This is a genomic window from Kitasatospora sp. NPDC004799 (genome assembly GCF_040609095.1).
Classification (GTDB): domain Bacteria; phylum Actinomycetota; class Actinomycetes; order Streptomycetales; family Streptomycetaceae; genus Kitasatospora.
Window position 1 is genome coordinate 1 of the sequence record NZ_JBEXJK010000163.1, and the last position, 17,343, is coordinate 17,343.

Here is a 17,343-nt window from a genome sequence, read left to right on the forward strand (position 1 = left end):
GCTGGGGGCGGAGCCACTGCGGTGGGGGCACCTCCCGGCCGCCAGGCTGGGGGCCATTGGCGACCGACGACAACGCGGCGAGGTGCGTGCCCCGGGGCCGCGAGCCCGACTGGAATCGTCAGACACGCCCTAACGCCCGCGCCAGCGCCTCGGCCACCCGCAGTTGCGCGGCCTCGGTGAGGTGCGGGTGCAGCGGCAGGCTGAGCAGTTCGCGGGCGGCCCGCTCGGCGACCGGGAACGTCCCCTCGCGGTGGCCGAGGTGACGGAACGCGGGCTGCAGGTGGACCGGCACCGGGTAGTGCACCCCGGCGCCGATCCCGGCGGCGCGCAGCGCGGCCAGCACCGCGTCGCGGTCCCGGCCGGGGCCGATCCGCACCGGGTAGAGGTGCCGGACGTGCTCGTTGCCGGGCGCGGTACGGGGCAGGCCGATCCCGTCCAGCCCGCCCAGCAGCTCGTCGTAGCGGGCGGCGGCGGCCCGGCGGGCGGCGTTCCAGTCGGGCAGCCGGCGCAGCTTGGCGCGCAGCACGACGGCCTGCAGCGCGTCCAGCCGGGAGTTGCAGCCGAACCGTTCGTGCCGGTAGCGGTCGCGGGCGCCGTGGTCGCCGGTCAGCCGGACGGCGTCGGCCAGCGCGTCGTCGTCGGTGAGCACCGCCCCGGCGTCGCCGTAGGCGCCGAGGTTCTTGCCCGGGTAGAAGCTGGTGGCCGCGATCCGCCCGTACCAGGTGCGCCCGTGCTGCCGGGCGCCCTGGGACTGCGCCGCGTCCTCCACCACCGGCCGCCCGTCGGCCGCCGCCAGCAGCGGCCCCATCGGGGCGAGTTGGCCGAAGAGGTGGACGGGCAGCAGCGCGACCGCGCCGGGCAGCGCGGCGGCGGCCCGCTCCGGGTCCATCAGCAGGTACTCCGGGTCGGCGTCGACCAGTACCGGGCGCAGCCCGGCCCGCAGCACCGCCTCGGCCGTGGCGACGAAGGTGTTGGCGGGCAGCACCACCCCGCCGCCGGGCGGCAGGTCCAGGGCGCGCAGGGCCAGTTCCAGCGCGTCGGTCCCGTTGGCGGCGCCGACGCAGTGCCGGAGGCCGACGAAGGCCGCGTACTCCCGCTCGAAGGCGGCCACTTCGGGGCCCTTGACGAAGGCTCCGGAGGCGAGCACCCGGTCGAAGCCGGCCCGCACCTCCTGCGCCACCTCGGCGTGCGCCGCCGCCAGGTCGACCAGCGGGACGCCCTCCCGCACCGCACCGCCCGGCACCGGAACCCCTCCCGGCACCGGAACCCCGACCCGCGCCGCGCCGCCCTCCCGAACCACCGGGACCTCCCCCGCCGCGCCGCTCACCGGGCCTCCGCCCCGGCCCGGACCGCCGCGCCCACCGGCACGGTGGCGCCGCCGAGTTCGAGGCTGAGCGAGGCCGCCTCCAGCAGCTGCAGCACCCGCGTCCCGGCCCGCCCGTCGGTGAGCGGGGCCCGGCCCTCGGTGATGGCGGCGGCGAACTCGGCCATCACGTTGCGCAGCGCCTCCTGCTCGACCAGCGCGGGCGCGACCATCTCGCCGACCCGGTAGGAGATCAGCGCCCGGTGCCGGATCGCGTCGGTCAGCTGGTCGGGCGGGGTGAGGTCGACCCCGCGGTCGTGCACCGCCAGCCGGGCCTGCGGGTTGAGGTCGTCCCAGACCAGGGTGCGCCGCGAGCCGCCGATCAGGGTGGTGCGGACCTTGGTCGGGGAGAGCCAGTTGACGTGGCAGTGCGCCAGCGCGCCGTTGCTGAGCCGGACCGTCAGGTACGCGACGCAGGCGCGGCCGGCCCCGATCGGGTCGGCGCCCTGGGCGGACACCCCGACCGGCTCGACCCCGGGCGGCAGCACGAAGTCCAGGATCGACAGGTCGTGCGGGGCGAGGTCCCACAGCACGTCCACGTCCGGCTGCACCAGGCCGAGGTTGATCCGCACCGAGTCGAAGAACTGGACGTCCCCGATCTCCCCGCCGTGCACCAGCTCGCGGATCCGCCGCACCGCCGGGGTGTAGCAGAAGGTGTGGTCGCACATCAGCACCAGCCCGCGCCGCTCGGCCAGTTCGACCAGCTCCTCGGCCTCGGCGGCGGAGGTGGTGATCGGCTTCTCCACCAGCACGTGCTTGCCGGCCTCCAGCGCCGCCCGCACCAGCGCGTAGTGGGCGCCCGCCGGCGTGGCCACCGCGACCGCGCCGACCCGCTCGTCCGCCAGCACCCGCCGGTAGCTGCCGGTGACCCCGACGGTGCTGTACTCCCCCAGCACCGCGCGGGCCTTGGCCTCGTCCAGGTCGCACAGCCAGTGCAGCCGCAGCGCCGGGGTGTGCTGCGCGTTGCGGACCAGCTTCGGGCCCCAGTAGCCGGCCCCGACCACGGCCAGCCCGACCGGGTGCTCGGGCACCGGCCGGGGCGGCTCGTCCGGTGCCGGCACGTGGCCGCCGGGTGCCTGGTTGGCGGCCTGCCAGTGCCCGTCCTGCGGTTCCGACGTCATCGCACGAGCCCTTCGCTCAGCGCCGGGGCGGGCGGCAGGCCCGCCCCGGCGGCCTCAACGTCCGACGCGGGCACCGGAGTCGGCCCCGCCGGCGGCTGCCCGCACGGTCGGCCGCGTCCCCCTCGGCTCGCTGCCGGAACGCTACCGGCCGGGCACCGGACCCGGGGGCCGTTTCGGTAAATCGACGGACAAGTCATGACGATCGCGTGCGCGTTCGGACACCATCGGGTGACGGCCCGGCCGGCCGGTCGCGGCACCGGCCGCCACCGCACCCCGGATGTGCGGTTGTCGGTGCCGTTTGACAGGCTTGCCCCGGACCGGCCCGGTCACTCCGGCCGACGCCGGGTTACGAGGAGGAGGACGACGGATGACCACCGGTGAGCCGGCGGGCCCGCCCGTGCTGCGCCACCACCGCGACAGCCTGCTGCCCGCCGTCGCCGCCGCGCTGTCGCTCAAGGGCGGCGAGGTGCACACCCTGGCGGGCGACAAGGACCCGCGCCGCCCGGTGCTGCACCACCTGGTCGCCGACTTCCTGGACGGCCTGCCGTCGGAGGCCCGCGAGCGGTTCACCGGCCGCTGCCCGGAGGCCGTCCTGCTCTCCCAGCACCTGGCCGCGGTCGACGGCAGGCGCTCCAAGCGCGCCGCCCGCAAGCCGATGACGCTGCAGGAGGCCCGCAAGGCGCTCAAGGGCTCCCGGATGACGACCGTGCGCATCCGCGAGGAGGGCGACCCGGCGCACGGCAGCCACGCCCCGCCGTGCCGCTCCTGCGCCCCGATGCTGGAGCACTTCACCGTGCGCAGCGTCGCCGTCGCACCGCCCGCGCGCTGACCGGCCGAGCGCCGGCCCGTCCCCCGTCCCCCAGCCCTGGAGTCCGCCCTGAACCCGCCCGTCCCGCCCGCACCGGCCACCCTCTCCCCCGCCGGCGCCCGGACCCGCCCGCGCTTCCCCGCCGACGTCGCCGCCGAGCTCAAGGCGGCCGGCTGGCACCCCGGCCGCTGGCAGATCCGGCAGGCCGAGGAGTGGGCCGACGCCCTGGTCGGCCACGGCGCTCCCACCGGCGTGGGGCACGCGGTGTTCCCGGCGGCGGTGGAGGCCTGGGCCGAGTTCGGCGGCCTCGCCTTCGACCTGTCCGGGCCGGGCCGCCAGCTGGCCCGTACGCCGTTCCTGATCGACCCGCTGTGCGGCCTGCACCAGCCGCGCACCCTGCACGACCTGGGCCGGGCGCTGGGCACCCGGGTGGCCCCGCTCGGCGAGGAGGCGTACGGGCAGGCGCTGCTGGCCGTCGACGAGGAGGGCCGGGTCTACAGCCTGGACCACACCGGCGAGTGGTTCCTCGGCCACGGCATCGACCAGGCGATCTCCGCCCTGGTGCTGGGCACCGTCCCGGAGCGGCTGCGCACCGCCGAGGACTGACCGGGGACTGACCGGGGCCGGGCCGGCTCAGCGCAGCCGCTCGGCCCGCACCACCAGCCGGGACGGCAGCACCGCCTCGACCCGGAAGCCCCCGTCCGCCTCCGGCCCGGAGGAGAAGGTGCCGCCCAGCGCGATCACCCGCTCCCGCATCCCGACCAGCCCGTTGCCCCCGCTGGGCAGCTTCGCGGCGCCCCGCTCCCCGCCCGGGCAGGCGTTCACCACGGCCACCCGCACCCCGTTCGGCGCGTACGAGAGCAGGACGGACACCTGGGCGCCGCCCGCGTGCTTGTGCGCGTTGGTCAGGCCCTCCTGGACGACCCGGTAGGCGGTCTGCTCGGCCTCGCCGGTGAACTCCTGCCGGCTGCCGCTGACCGTCAGGGTCACCGCCATCCCGGCCGCCCGGGACTGGTCGACCAGCCGCGGCAGCCCGGCCAGCGAGTCCGGCTCCGGCTGCCGCTCGTCGTCCATCCGCAGCACCCCGAGGATCTCCCGCAGCTCGTTCAGCGCCTGCCGGCCCACCTCGCCCATCAGCTTGGCGCTCTGCGCCGCCTTCTCCGGGTCCTTGCCGGCGATCCGCTCCAGCGCCCCGGCGTGCACCACCATCAGGGACACCCGGTGCGCCACCACGTCGTGCATCTCCCGGGCGATCCGGGTGCGCTCCTCCAGCCGGGCCCGGCGGGCGCGCTCCTGCGCCTGCTCGGCCAGCAGGTCCAGCTCGGTCTCCAGGCCGTGCGCGCGGTCCTTGAGCGAGTCGATCAGCCGCCGCCGCGCACCGACGTACAGCCCGGTCACCACCGGGGCGACGGTCAGCCCGACGGCGACCATCAGCGACAGCAGGACCTGGCCCCACAGCGGCGGCGGGTCCACCGGGGAGTCGCCGGGCGTCATCAGCGACACCGCCATCACGGCGGCCGTCTCGGCGAAGGCCAGGGCGGACAGCGCCACCACCCGGCGGCGGCGCGAGGGCCACTCCCAGGTCGAGGCCAGCGTGTAGAGCGCCACCACCAGCAGCACCACGCCCAGCATGCCGGGCATCACCAGCAGCGTGACCAGCACCGGGACGGCCGGCCAGCGCCGGCGCACCACCAGCGAGCCGCCGGCCAGCGTGCCCAGCAGGGCTATGCCGACCGCTCCCGCGGTGCTGACGTGGATCCGGGCGGAGAGGAAGGCGACCGTGCTGGCGGCGCACTCCGCGGCGGCGAGCAGGGCCAGCCCGATGTCCAGGAAGGCGCTGCGCGGCCGCTTCCACCACCAGAACGACCGGACCGGCACGCGCTCCCCAGGCGACTTGCTCATGCCCCACAGCGTAAGCGGCAACCCCCGCCCGTCCCCACCGGGATGGCCCGGCACCCTCCCCGGAGCCGCCGAGTGGTCCAGACCACAGGTGCTTTTCGGCAGCCGTGTCCGCCATCCGGCCACCTCGCGGACAGCGCCCGCCCCGACACCTATGCTGGTCGCGTCGGACAGCGCGGTCCGCACGCGTCACACCCGCCACCCGCGTGCGGACCTGTGACGATGAGCCGTTGCCGAACCCCACCACCACAGGGAGCCAGCCGTGACCGCTCCGGTCCCCACCCCGGCGGACAACCCCACGCCCGTCGCCGACAACGCAGCCCTGCGCGCGGACATCCGCCGCCTCGGCGACCTGCTCGGCGAGACGCTGGTCCGCCAGGAGGGCCCCCAGCTGCTGGGCCTGGTCGAACAGGTCCGCCTGCTCAGCCGCACCGACGGCGAGGCCACCGCCGAACTCCTCTCCGACATCGACCTGGACACCGCCGCCAAGCTGGTCCGGGCGTTCTCCACCTACTTCCACCTCGCCAACGTCACCGAGCAGGTGCACCGCGGCCGCGAACTGGCCACCCGCCGCGCCCGGGAGGGCTCGCTGCTCGCGCAGACCGCCGACCAGCTCGCCGAGGCCGACGCCAAGCACCTCCAGGACACCCTGGCCCACCTCGCGGTCCGCCCGGTCTTCACCGCGCACCCCACCGAGGCCGCCCGCCGCAGCGTCCTCAACAAGCTGCGCCGGATCGGCGAACTCCTCGACCGCATCCACCGCGACGAGGTCACCTCCGGCCTGGCCGCCGCCGACCAGGCCCGCACCAGCAGCGCCAAGCGCTCCGCCGACCGCCGCCTGGCCGAGGTCATCGACCTGCTCTGGCAGACCGACGAGCTGCGCATCGCCCGCCCCGAGCCCACCGACGAGGCCCGCAACGCCGTCTACTACCTGGACGAGCTCTACCGCGAGGCCGTCCCCGAGGTCCTGGAGGAGCTGCACGAGGAGCTCGCCCGGGTCGGCCTGCACCTGCCCGACGGCGTCCGGCCGCTCACCTTCGGCACCTGGATCGGCGGCGACCGCGACGGCAACCCCAACGTCACCCCGCAGGTCACCTGGGACGTCCTCAACCTCCAGCACGAGTACGGCATCAAGGACGCGCTCGCCGCGATCGACGACCTGCGCAACACCCTCTCCACCTCCGAGCGGCTGGCCGGCGCCTCGGTCGAGCTGCTCGCCTCGCTCAACACCGACCTGCACCTGCTCCCCGAACTCAGCCCGCGCTACAAGCGGATGAACGCCGAGGAGCCCTACCGCCTCAAGGCCACCTGCATCCGGCTCAAGCTGGAGAACACCCGCGAGCGGCTGGCCGGCGGCACCCCGCACGTCGACGGCCGCGACTACCTCGGCACCCGCGAGCTGATCGCCGACCTTCGGCTGATCCAGGACTCGCTGCGCGCCCACCGCGGCGAGCTGATCGCCGACGGCCGCCTGGCCCGCGCCATCCGCACCGTCGAGGCCTTCGGCCTGCAGCTGGCCACCATGGACGTGCGCGAGCACGCCGAGGCCCACCACCACGCCCTCGGCCAGCTCTTCGACCGGCTCGGCGAGGAGGCCTGGCGCTACGCCGACATGCCCCGCGAGTACCGGCAGAAGCTGCTCGCCAAGGAGCTCCGCTCGCGCCGCCCGCTCGCCCCCACCCCGGCCCCGCTGGACGAGGCCGGCACCAAGACCCTCGGCGTGTTCAACACCATCCGCGAGGGCTTCGAGCGCTTCGGCGACGAGATCGTCGAGAGCTACATCATCTCCATGTGCCAGGGCGCCGACGACGTCTTCGCCGCCACCGTGCTGGCCCGCGAGGCCGGCCTGATCGACCTGCACGGCGGGATCGCCAAGATCGGCATCGTGCCGCTGCTGGAGACCACCGACGAGCTCCAGCAGGCCGACCGCATCCTCGACGAGATGCTCTCCGACCCCTCCTACCGGCTGCTCGTCTCGCTGCGCGGCGACGTCCAGGAGGTCATGCTCGGCTACTCCGACTCCTCCAAGTTCGGCGGCATCACCACCTCCCAGTGGGAGATCCACCGCGCCCAGCGCCGGCTGCGCGACGTCGCCCACCGCTACGGCATCCGGCTGCGCCTGTTCCACGGCCGCGGCGGCACCGTCGGCCGCGGCGGCGGCCCCTCGCACGAGGCCATCCTGGCCCAGCCCTGGGGCACCCTGGAGGGCGAGATCAAGGTCACCGAGCAGGGCGAGGTCATCTCCGACAAGTACCTGCTCCCCTCCCTCGCCCGGGAGAACCTGGAGCTGACCCTCTCCGCCACGCTCTCCGCCTCCGCGCTGCACACCGCCCCGCGCCAGGCCCCCGAGTCGCTGGCCCGCTGGGACGCCGCGATGGACCGGGTGTCCGAGGCCGCCCACACCGCCTACCGCGCCCTGGTCGAGCAGGAGGACCTGCCGAAGTACTTCTTCGCCTCCACCCCGGTCGACCAGCTCGCCTCGCTGCACCTGGGCTCCCGCCCGTCCCGCCGCCCCGACTCCGGCGCCGGCCTGGACGGCCTGCGGGCCATCCCGTGGGTGTTCGGCTGGACCCAGTCCCGGCAGATCGTCCCCGGCTGGTACGGGGTCGGCTCCGGCCTCGCCGCCGCCCGCGCGGCGGGCCTCGGCGACGTGCTGGACGAGATGTACGGCGAGTGGCACTTCTTCCGCAACTTCCTGTCCAACGTCGCCATGACGCTGGCCAAGACCGACCTGCGGATCGCCCGCCACTACGTCGAGCAGCTGGTGCCCGGCGAGCTGCACCACGTCTTCGACCAGATCGAGGCCGAGCACGCGCTCACCCTGCGCGAGCTGCTCCGGCTCACCGGCGAGAGCGAACTGCTGGAGCACAACCCGGTGTTGAAGCAGACCTTCGCCGTCCGCGACGCCTACCTCGACCCGATCTCCTACCTCCAGGTCGCGCTGCTGCGCCGCCAGCGCGAGGAGCTCGCGGCCGGACGCCAGGACGACCCGCTGCGCGCCCGCGCGCTGCTGCTGACCGTCAACGGCATCGCCGCCGGCCTGCGCAACACCGGCTGACGGCCGCCCGAGAACGGCCGAGGGGCCGGCGTCCCGCCCGGGACGCCGGCCCCTCGCCGTGCGGTTCCTACTCCGTACCCTCGCCCGCGCGCCTGCGCTTCAGCCACAGCGCCGCGCCGCCGGCCGCGACCACCAGGCCGCCGCCGACCGCCAGCAGCCCCGCGTCGGGGCCCATCGACTCACCGAGCACCGGGCCGAACTGCGCCGCCGCCGGCTCCGGCGAGACCACCGGCTCCGAATCGGCCACCGGCTCCGCGTGCGCCACCGCGCCGCTCGACAGCAGCACCCCGGCCGCCCCCAGCGCACCGGCCGTACCGACCCGCCGCCCGAGCCGCTTCAGCTCGACCACCCGGCTCCGCCGCACGAGGCGGACCGGACGCAATCCCCGCATCGAGAACTCCCCAGGACTCGTTCGCGTACCGGGCCGACGGTATCCGATCCCCCACGGGCTTCTCACACGGATTCAGGTCCGACCGGGCAAGCGTTGTACGACTGTTGCGTACGCGGCGCGCCGGGTTGACGGGCGTTCAGGAGTTGTACGTGCCCTGGGCCCGCTCCAGCCCCTCGGACAGCAGCGCCTCCACCGCGTCCGCCGAGCGGTCCACGAACCACTCCAGCTCCTTGCGCTCGGTCGAGGAGAAGTCCTTCAGCACGAAGTCCGCGACCTCCATCCGGCCCGGCGGGCGGCCGATCCCGCAGCGCACCCGGTAGTAGTCCGGGCCCAGCGACTTGGTGATCGACTTCAGCCCGTTGTGGCCGTTGTCCCCGCCGCCCAGCTTCAGCCGCAGCGCCGCGTAGTCGATGTCCAGCTCGTCGTGGACCGCGACCAGCGCCGAGGCCGGCGCCTTGTAGAAGTCCCGCAGCGCCGTCACCGGCCCGCCGGAGAGGTTCATGAAGGACATCGGCTTGGCCAGCACCACCCGCCGGCCCGCCAGCCGCCCCTCGGCCACCTGCGCCCGGCTCTTGTGCGCCTTGAACTTCGCGCCCATCCGCTGCGCCAGCAGGTCCACGACCATGAAGCCGATGTTGTGCCGGTTCCGGGCGTACTGCTCCCCGGGGTTGCCCAGCCCCACCACCAGCCACGGGCCGTCGTACTCCTCAGTCATTCCCGCTCTCCTCGCCTTCCGCGCTCGACGTCATCATCCCGGACACACCGCTGCCCCGGACGCTCCGACGGGAGCGACCGGGGCAGCGGTCTCAGCAATTAAGCGCTACGGGGCTCTCAGGCCTCGGCGCCCTCGGCCTCGGCGGCCTCCTCGGCCGGGGCGGCCTGGGCGGCGATGACCTGCAGCACGACGGCGTCGGCCTCGACGGCCAGGGAGACGCCCTTCGGCAGGGTGATGTCCTTGGCGTGGATCGAGGCGCCGGCCTCCAGGCCCTCGACCGAGACGGTGACGGCCTCGGGCAGGTGGGTGGCCTCGGCCTCGACCGGCAGGGCCTGCAGGACGTGCTCCAGCAGGTTGCCGCCCGCGGCCAGCTCGCCCTCGGTGTGGACCGGGATCTCGACGGTGACCTTCTCGCCGCGCTTGACCAGCAGCAGGTCGACGTGCTCGATGGTGCGCTTGATGGCCTCGCGCTGGACGGCCTTCGGCAGGACGTACTCGTCCTTGCCCTCGATCGGGACGACCAGCAGGGCGTTCGGGGTCTTCAGGGCCATCATCAGGTCGTGGCCGGGCAGGTTCAGGTGAACCGGGGCGTGGCCGTGGCCGTAGACGACACCCGGGACGAAGCCGGCGCGGCGGGCGCGACGGGCGGCACCCTTGCCGAACTCGGTACGGGTCTCAGCGGCAAGACGGATCTCGGACACGACTGCACTCCTCGTGAAATGGCGCGGGGTGCAGGCAACGCGAAAAACCGCCGGGACCACACCCTCAGTACGTTCGGGGGTCACTCGGCGGCAACGGCCTGCCGGCGGACGGGGAATCCGGCACCGGCAGCGCGTCGATCACGGAGCGGGCGCCCGTCGAGCAGGCACACGGCATCCCTCGCCGAGCAGTTTCACGAGTCTAACCGCACGGACGGCCTCCCGCGAAATCGGCGGCGGCCCCGGTCCGTCCGGACCGGGGCCGCCTGCACGGGCTTCGTCAGTGCACGCCCTCGAAGAGGCTGGTCACCGAGCCCTCCTCGAAGACCTCGCGGATCGCGGCGGCGATCGACGGGGCGATGGACAGCGTGGTGATCTTGTCCAGCTGGAGCGAGGCCGGGGTGGGCAGCGTGTTGGTGAACACGAACTCGCTCACCCGCGAGTTCTTCAGCCGGTCCGCGGCCGGGCCGGAGAGCACCCCGTGGGTGGCCGCCACCAGGACGTCCGCGGCGCCGTTGTCGAACAGCGCGTCGGCCGCGGCGCAGATGGTGCCGGCGGTGTCGATCATGTCGTCGACCAGCACGCAGACCCGGCCCTTGACGTCACCGACGACGTCGGCCGACAGGATGGTGTTGGCCTGGGTGATGTCGCGGCGCTTGTGGATGATCGCCAGCGGGGCGTCCAGCCGGTCGCACCACTGGTCGGCGACCTTGACCCGGCCGGCGTCCGGCGAGACGACGGTCAGCTTGGAGCGGTCGACCTTCTCGCCGATGTAGTCGGCCAGCAGCGGCAGCGCGAACAGGTGGTCCACCGGGCCGTCGAAGAAGCCCTGGATCTGCGCGGTGTGCAGGTCCACGGCCATCAGGCGGTCGGCACCGGCCTGGCGCAGCAGGTCGGCGATCAGGCGGGCCGAGATGGGCTCGCGGCCGAGGTGCTTCTTGTCCTGCCGGGCGTACCCGTAGAACGGCAGGATCGCGGTGATGCTCCGGGCGGAGGCCCGCTTCAGAGCATCGATCATGATCAGCTGCTCCATGATCCACTGGTTGATGGGAGCCGTGTGGCTCTGCATCACGAAGCAGTCCGCACCGCGCGCGGACTCCAGGAAGCGGACGTAGATCTCGCCGTTGGCGAAGTCCAGGGCCTTGGTGGGGACCAGTTCGGTCCCGAGCGCCTCGGCCACCTCCCTCGCCAGCTCCGGGTGGGCACGGCCGGAGAAGAGCTTCAGCTTCTTCTCACCCGACGTCGTGATCCCGCTCACTGCACCGTCTCCTCGCGTTGCGGACGCTGAATCCTCGACCCGGCGGCGGGCAGGCGGAGCCCGCTCGCGGTACGGGTCGGGGAATTGTCGGTACGCCTGGACACGGGCGGTAAGCCCAGTGGCGCACGTATGTCCCCAAGGTTACGCGCCCGCGCAGAAACCGTCCGCCCCGGGACCGTCCCCCGGCTCCGGGGCCGCCCCGCTCAGGCCTGGTCGGCCCCGTCCGCCGCCGCCTTCGCGGCCTGCGCCGATGCCGTCCCGGGGCGCTTGCGCTCGACCCAGCCCTCGATGTTGCGCTGGGTGGCCCGGTTCACACCGAGCGCCCCGGCCGGGACGTCGTTGGTGATCACCGAGCCGGCGCCGGTGTAGGCGCCGTCACCGATGGTGACCGGGGCGATGAACATGTTGTCCGAACCGGTGCGGCAGTGCGCGCCGATGACCGTGCGGTGCTTGTTCACGCCGTCGTAGTTCACGGTGACCGAGGCGGCGCCGACGTTGGTGCCCTCGCCGATCGTGGCGTCGCCGATGTAGGACAGGTGCGGCACCTTGGCGCCCTCGCCCAGCTCGGAGTTCTTCACCTCGACGTAGGTGCCGACCTTCGCCTTGCGGGCCAGCTTCGCGCCCGGCCGCAGGTAGGCGTACGGGCCCACGCCGGCCAGCTCGCCGATCTCGGCGCGGTCGGCCGTGGTGTTGCTCACCCGGGCGCCGGCGCCGACCAGGGTGTCCCGCAGGGTCGAGTTCGGTCCCACCTCGCAGCCCTCGCCCAGGTGCGTGGCGCCCTGGAGCTGGGTGTTCGGCAGCACCACGGCGTCCGGCTCGTAGCCGACCTGCACGTCGAACCAGGTGGTCGCCGGGTCCACCACGGTGACGCCCGCGCGCATCGCCCGCTCCAGCAGGCGGTCGTTCAGCAGCCGGCGGGCCTGCGCCAGCTGGACCCGGTCGTTGATGCCCAGGATGTCCCGGTGGTCCTCGGCCACCACGGCGCCGACCCGGTGGCCCGCCGTGCGCAGGATCTCCAGGGTGTCGGTCAGGTACTCCTCGCCCTGCGAGTTGTCCGTGGTGAGCTCGCCCAGCGCCGCGGTGAGCAGCTTGGCGTCGAAGGCGAAGACGCCGGAGTTGATCTCGGTGATCGCGCGCTGGGTCGCGCTGGCGTCCCGCTCCTCGACGATCGAGGCGACGGCGCCGTCCTCGTCCCGCAGGATGCGGCCGTAGCCGAACGGCTCCGGGACGACGGCGGTCAGCACGGTGACGCCGTTCTGCTGGGCGGTGTGCGCGTCGGCCAGCCGGCGCAGGGTCTCCCCGGTCAGCAGCGGCGAGTCGCCGGCGGTGACGATGACCGTGCCGTCCAGCACCAGGCCGTCGGCGGTCAGCGACTCCAGCGCGGTGCGCACCGCGTGCCCGGTGCCGTTCTGCTGCTCCTGCACCGCGGTGCGGGTGGCCGGGTAGTGCTCCGCCAGGTGCGCCACGACCTGCTCGCGCTGGTGGCCGACGACCACGACCAGCTGCTCCGGAGTCAGTTCCCGGGCCGCCGAGACCGCGTGACCCACCAGCGAGCGCCCGCACACCTCGTGCAGCACCTTGGGCAGCTTGTTCGACTTCATCCGGGTCCCGCCACCGGCGGCGAGCACGACAACGGCGGCAAGCGAATTGGCACCCATGCGGGGAGGCTCCTCGGTAGGTTCACAGAGAGGGCAGACTAGGCCCGGCCCGGACCCAGGCCGGTCGCCATTCGCACAGTCCGCCGAGCAAGCACCGACAATACCGGCGCGGTCGAAAACGCCCGAACCCGAGGCGTGCAGAGGCTCCGCCGCTAGGATTCGAACCCAGACAAAGGCCTCCAAAGGGCCCTGTGCTGCCATTACACCACGGCGGACAGTCGTGTCAGACCCTACCCGAGAGGGCCCTGGCGTGGGTATCGACTTGCGCCGATCCACGGGCCCGATTCCGGCTCCGGCGGCCGAACCCGTCGGCCCCGCGGTTCATCCATCCAGTCGGGTGAATTCACTCGAGCGCCGCGCGGCGGGGTGTTCCCCTGGACACGGAGCGCAACCTACGATGCCGTAGGTTACGCCAACGTAGGTCCGCTTCTCTCCCGTTCCGGGACGCCGCACAAGGGACGCCCATGACCATTCAGGCAGGCGAGGCGCGCGCGGGGAACACCGCCTCCAACACTCCGTCTCCCGACTCCGAACCCGCCGATCCCGTCGACCCCGTCGACCCCGCCGATCCCGCCGATCCCGCCGATCCCGCCGATCGCGACGGAACCGCCGGGAGCGCCGAGGTCTCCGCCGCCGGCGCCGCGGCCACCCAGCTGTCCGCCACCCGCGGCGGGGAGAAGCAGGGCCTGGCCGAACGGGTCGCGCTCGCCCTGTTCATCCTGGTGCCGTTCGCCGCCCTGGTCGCCGCCGTCCCGGTGGCCTGGGGGTGGGGGCTGGGCTGGACGGACCTCGCGATCACCGTCGCCATGTACTTCCTGACCTGCCACGGCATCACCATCGGCTACCACCGCTACTTCACCCACAGCGCGTTCAAGGCCGGCCGCCCGATGCGCCTGGCCCTGGCGATCGTCGGGAGCCTCGCGGTCGAGGGCCCGCTGGTGCGCTGGGTGGCCGACCACCGCAAGCACCACCGGTTCAGCGACAAGGACGGCGACCCGCACTCGCCGTGGCGCTACGGGGAGAGCGTCCCGGCGCTGATGAAGGGCCTGTGGTGGGCCCACATGGGCTGGATGTTCGACGAGGAGCAGACCCCGCAGCTCAAGTACGCCCCCGACCTGGTGCGCGACCCGGCCCTGCGGCGGATCTCCCGGCTGTTCTGGCTCTGGACCACCATCTCGCTGCTGCTGCCCGCGCTGGTCGGCGGCCTGGTCAGCCTCTCCTGGGAGGGCGCGCTGTCCGCCTTCTTCTGGGGTTCGCTGGTCCGGGTGGCCCTGCTGCACCACGTCACCTGGTCGATCAACTCGATCTGCCACGCCGTCGGCCGGCGCCCGTTCCGCTCCCGGGACCGCTCCGGCAACGTCTGGTGGCTCGCCGTGCTCTCCTGCGGGGAGTCCTGGCACAACCTGCACCACGCCGACCCGACCGCGGCCCGGCACGGGGTGCTGCGCGGGCAGATCGACTCCTCGGCCCGGCTGATCCGCTGGTTCGAGCTGGCCGGCTGGGTGCGGGACGTCCGCTGGCCGGACGCGCAGCGGATCGCCGCCCGCCGCGCCGCATGAGGCGGCGCTTCCAGCATGATGTAGGGGTGAACGGGAGCAGCGCAGACAGCACAGGCGGTCACCACAGCACGCGGACGGACGCGGCGCCCGAATCGGCGCCGGCCCGTCCGCGGGCCGCTGCACCGGCCGGCGGGCCCGCGACCGGGGAGACCCCGGCCCCGCGCCGCCGGGGCGGCCGGGTCCGGATGACCGGCAAGCAGCGGCGCGAGCAGCTGCTGGAGATCGGCCGGACGGTCTTCGCGGAGCGCGGCTACGACGGCACCTCGGTGGAGGAGATCGCCGAGCGCGCCGGGGTGTCGAAGCCCGTGGTGTACGAGCACTTCGGCGGCAAGGAGGGGCTGTACGCGGTGGTCGTCGACCGCGAGATGCAGCTGCTGCTGGACATGGTGACCGGGGCGCTGACCGGCGGGCACTCGCGCGAGCTGCTGGAGCAGGCCGCCTTCGCGCTGATGGACTACATCGACACCTCGACGGACGGCTTCCGGATCCTGGTCCGGGACTCCCCGGTGGCCCAGTCGACCGGCACCTTCGCCTCGCTGATCAGCGACATCGCCACGCAGGTCGAGGACATCCTGGGCCTGGAGTTCAAGTCCCGCGGCTTCGACGCCCGGCTGGCCCCGATGTACTCGCAGATGCTGGTCGGGATGGTCGCGCTGACCGGGCAGTGGTGGCTGGAGGTCCGCAAGCCGGACAAGGCGACGGTGGCGGCGCACCTGGTGAACCTCGCCTGGCACGGGCTGGAGGGCCTGGAGCGGCACCCGAAGCTGGTCGGCGAGCGCAAGGGCTGACCGGCGCGGGGCCGGCCGCCTCGCGCCGCCCGGCCCGTCCGCTCCGCCCGTGCCACTCGGGCCGTGCCACTCGGGCCGGCCGCTCAGCCCGGCCGCTTGGTCCCCACCGCGAAGATCCGCCGGAACGGGAAGACCGTCCCGGACGGCCCGGCCGGGTAGGCCTCGCGCAGCAGCCGCCCGTACTCGGCGAGGAAGGCGGCCCGGTCGGCCGGGTCGGTGAGCCGGCCGAGGACCGGGCGCAGCGCGGAGCCCTTGACCCACTCCAGGACCGGGTCCGGCCCCGGCAGCGGGGTCAGGTAGGTGGTCTCCCAGACGTCCGGGAGGCAGCCGGCGGCGGCCAGGGCGTCGAGGTAGCGCTCGGGCGGGTGGACGCCGGCCCGGACGGCCTCCCCGCCGAGCGCGTCCCGCCAGCGGGCGCTGCGGCGCAGGTCGGCGAGCAGGGTGTGGCTGGGGGCGTCGAAGTTGCCCGGCACCTGGAAGGCGAGCACCCCGCCGGGTTCGAGGGCGTCCGCCCAGCGCGGCAGCAGCGCCAGGTGCCCGTCCACCCACTGGAGGGCGGCGTTGGAGACGATCAGGTCGGGCCGGGCCGGGGCCGGGTCGTAGTCGCGGGCGTCGGCGAGCAGGTACTCGGCGTCGGGTTCGCCCTCGGTGCGCGCGGTGGCCAGCATCGGGGCGGAGCTGTCGACGCCGGTGAGGCGGGCCCGCGGCCAGCGCTCGCGCAGCACGGCGGTGGAGTTGCCGGGGCCGCAGCCGATGTCCAGGATCACCTCGGCACCGGGGTGCGGGAGCGCGGGGACGCGGGCGAGCAGTTCGCGCAGCGGGCGGGTGCGTTCGTCGGCGAAGCGCAGGTACTGCGCCGGGTCCCAGACGGGGGTGGGCATGGTTCACCTCGCAGGTATCTCGATATCAAGATATCTCGCGGTAGCCTCGCTGGCACATTTCTCGATGTCAAGAGACTTCACATCGACACATCCACCGATACACTGATCGACATGGAGGACGAGGTCGACAGGCTGGTCGCAGCGTGGCGCCGGGAGCGCCCCGACCTCGACGTGGAGCCGCTGGAGGTGCTCAGCCGGGTCAGCCGGCTCGCCCGGCACCTCGACCGCGCCCGCCGCGCCGCCTTCGCCGAGCACGGCCTGGAGCCCTGGGAGTTCGACGTCCTGACCGCCCTTCGGCGGGCCGGCTCCCCGTACCAGCTCTCCCCCGGCCAGCTGCTCACCCAGACCCTGGTCACCTCCGGCACCATGACCAACCGGATCGACCGGCTCACCGGCAAGGGCCTGGTCAAGCGGCTGCCCGACCCGGACGACCGGCGCGGCGTGCTGGTCCGGCTCACCGACGACGGCCGCGACCGCGCCGACCAGGCGCTCGCCGGGCTGCTCGCGCACGAGCGCGAACTGCTCGCCCAGCTCACCTCCGGCCAGCAGACCGAACTCGCCACCCTGCTGCGGCTGTTGGTCGCCCCGTTCGACAACATCCCGGGCTGACGCCGACTCCCGCGCCCGGGCCCCGGGGCCCCGCGCTCAGGGCCGGTCGGCGGTGCCGACCACCGAGGGCGGCGGGGGCACGGGCGACTCGGCGGGGCTGACCCCGGCCCGGCGGGCGACCGCCACGGCCGCCAGCGTGGAGTGCACCCCGAGCTTGCCCAGCACGTTCTGCATGTGCGTCCGGACGGTGTGCGGCGAGAGGTAGAGCCGCTCCGCGACGGCCTGCCGGCCAAGCCCCGCGACCATGCAGCGCAGGATCTGCTTCTCCCGCGGCGTCAGGGTGTCCACCAGGCGCTCGCTCTCGGTGCGGTCCCGCCGGGCGGTGGTGAGCTCGCGGATCACCCCGGTGAGCAGCGCGGGCGGCAGGTGCGTCTCGTCCCGCAGCACGCCCCGGACCACCGCGAGCAGCCGGGCCAGCGAACTCTCCTTGGCCACCCAGCCGGTGGCGCCCGCTGACCCGCTTCGACCAGGAGTGGATCGGCGAACTGCACATCTACGCCCGGGAGCACCGGATCTGGACCGCCGCGGTGCAGACGC

15 protein-coding genes, 1 tRNA gene and 1 pseudogene are annotated in these 17,343 nt (G+C 74.1%); 6 read left to right on the plus strand and 11 right to left on the minus strand.

Annotated features, from left to right (window positions below; translation table 11 throughout):
- Positions 1-118: 118 nt before the first annotated feature.
- Both ABZW03_RS21050 and ABZW03_RS21055 read right to left on the minus strand, forming a co-directional pair.
- A complete protein-coding gene (locus ABZW03_RS21050) occupies positions 119-1,243 on the minus strand; it encodes a DegT/DnrJ/EryC1/StrS family aminotransferase (protein WP_355260244.1) in 1,125 nt (374 codons plus the stop codon).
- Between the two features lie 80 nt (positions 1,244-1,323).
- Positions 1,324-2,484 (minus strand): Gfo/Idh/MocA family oxidoreductase, encoded by a 1,161-nt coding sequence (locus ABZW03_RS21055; RefSeq protein WP_355260247.1) that lies wholly within the window; start codon positions 2,482-2,484, stop codon positions 1,324-1,326.
- A gap of 367 nt (positions 2,485-2,851) precedes the next feature.
- On the opposite strand from ABZW03_RS21055, the gene ABZW03_RS21060 reads away from it, so the two are divergent.
- Positions 2,852-3,313, plus strand: a complete 462-nt coding sequence (locus ABZW03_RS21060) for a YwqJ-related putative deaminase (RefSeq protein ID WP_355260249.1) — start codon at positions 2,852-2,854, stop codon at positions 3,311-3,313.
- Positions 3,314-3,349: 36 nt separating this feature from the next.
- Positions 3,350-3,898, plus strand: a complete 549-nt coding sequence (locus ABZW03_RS21065; RefSeq protein WP_355260278.1) for an SUKH-3 domain-containing protein — start codon at positions 3,350-3,352, stop codon at positions 3,896-3,898.
- Between the two features lie 27 nt (positions 3,899-3,925).
- On the opposite strand, the gene ABZW03_RS21070 is transcribed toward ABZW03_RS21065, so the two are convergent.
- On the minus strand, positions 3,926-5,194 hold the full coding sequence (locus ABZW03_RS21070; RefSeq protein WP_355260252.1) for a histidine kinase: 1,269 nt from the start codon (positions 5,192-5,194) through the stop codon (positions 3,926-3,928).
- Between the two features lie 259 nt (positions 5,195-5,453).
- Here ABZW03_RS21070 and ppc point away from each other — a divergent pair, with 259 nt between their 5' ends.
- Positions 5,454-8,249: a phosphoenolpyruvate carboxylase gene (ppc, locus tag ABZW03_RS21075; protein WP_355260254.1), complete on the plus strand. Its 2,796-nt coding sequence runs from the start codon at positions 5,454-5,456 to the stop codon at positions 8,247-8,249.
- A gap of 67 nt (positions 8,250-8,316) precedes the next feature.
- Here ppc and ABZW03_RS21080 read toward each other — a convergent pair whose 3' ends face one another.
- The 6 genes from ABZW03_RS21080 to ABZW03_RS21105 form a co-directional block, all read right to left on the minus strand.
- Positions 8,317-8,640: a hypothetical protein gene (locus ABZW03_RS21080; RefSeq protein ID WP_355260257.1), complete on the minus strand. Its 324-nt coding sequence runs from the start codon at positions 8,638-8,640 to the stop codon at positions 8,317-8,319.
- Between the two features lie 136 nt (positions 8,641-8,776).
- Entirely contained in the window at positions 8,777-9,355 is a 579-nt protein-coding gene (gene pth / locus ABZW03_RS21085; RefSeq protein ID WP_355260259.1) for an aminoacyl-tRNA hydrolase, read from the minus strand.
- Positions 9,356-9,471: 116 nt separating this feature from the next.
- Positions 9,472-10,056, minus strand: coding sequence for a 50S ribosomal protein L25/general stress protein Ctc (locus ABZW03_RS21090; protein WP_355260262.1), 585 nt, complete (start codon positions 10,054-10,056; stop codon positions 9,472-9,474).
- 277 nt (positions 10,057-10,333) lie between these two features.
- The gene (locus tag ABZW03_RS21095) at positions 10,334-11,311 is read right to left on the minus strand and encodes a ribose-phosphate diphosphokinase (protein WP_355260265.1); all 978 of its coding nucleotides are present in this window, start codon (positions 11,309-11,311) and stop codon (positions 10,334-10,336) included.
- Positions 11,312-11,514: 203 nt separating this feature from the next.
- Positions 11,515-12,969: a bifunctional UDP-N-acetylglucosamine diphosphorylase/glucosamine-1-phosphate N-acetyltransferase GlmU gene (gene glmU / locus ABZW03_RS21100; RefSeq protein WP_355260268.1), complete on the minus strand. Its 1,455-nt coding sequence runs from the start codon at positions 12,967-12,969 to the stop codon at positions 11,515-11,517.
- A gap of 144 nt (positions 12,970-13,113) precedes the next feature.
- A tRNA-Gln gene (locus ABZW03_RS21105) sits at positions 13,114-13,184 on the minus strand.
- Between the two features lie 249 nt (positions 13,185-13,433).
- On the opposite strand from ABZW03_RS21105, the gene ABZW03_RS21110 reads away from it, so the two are divergent.
- Entirely contained in the window at positions 13,434-14,528 is a 1,095-nt protein-coding gene (locus ABZW03_RS21110) for a fatty acid desaturase (RefSeq protein WP_355260270.1), read from the plus strand.
- A 185-nt stretch (positions 14,529-14,713) separates the two neighbouring features.
- Positions 14,714-15,316 carry a TetR/AcrR family transcriptional regulator gene (locus tag ABZW03_RS21115; protein ID WP_224285115.1) on the plus strand — a complete coding sequence of 201 codons (603 nt, stop codon included), beginning with the start codon at positions 14,714-14,716 and terminating at the stop codon, positions 15,314-15,316.
- A gap of 83 nt (positions 15,317-15,399) precedes the next feature.
- On the opposite strand, the gene ABZW03_RS21120 is transcribed toward ABZW03_RS21115, so the two are convergent.
- Positions 15,400-16,197, minus strand: coding sequence for a methyltransferase domain-containing protein (locus ABZW03_RS21120; protein WP_355260273.1), 798 nt, complete (start codon positions 16,195-16,197; stop codon positions 15,400-15,402).
- 111 nt (positions 16,198-16,308) lie between these two features.
- Between ABZW03_RS21120 and ABZW03_RS21125 the strand changes: the two genes are divergently transcribed.
- Entirely contained in the window at positions 16,309-16,806 is a 498-nt protein-coding gene (locus ABZW03_RS21125; RefSeq protein WP_355260275.1) for a MarR family transcriptional regulator, read from the plus strand.
- A 36-nt stretch (positions 16,807-16,842) separates the two neighbouring features.
- Here the strand turns inward: ABZW03_RS21125 and ABZW03_RS21130 are convergent.
- A pseudogene (locus tag ABZW03_RS21130) lies at positions 16,843-17,259 on the minus strand (response regulator transcription factor); the annotation flags it as partial.
- Positions 17,260-17,343 lie beyond the last annotated feature (84 nt).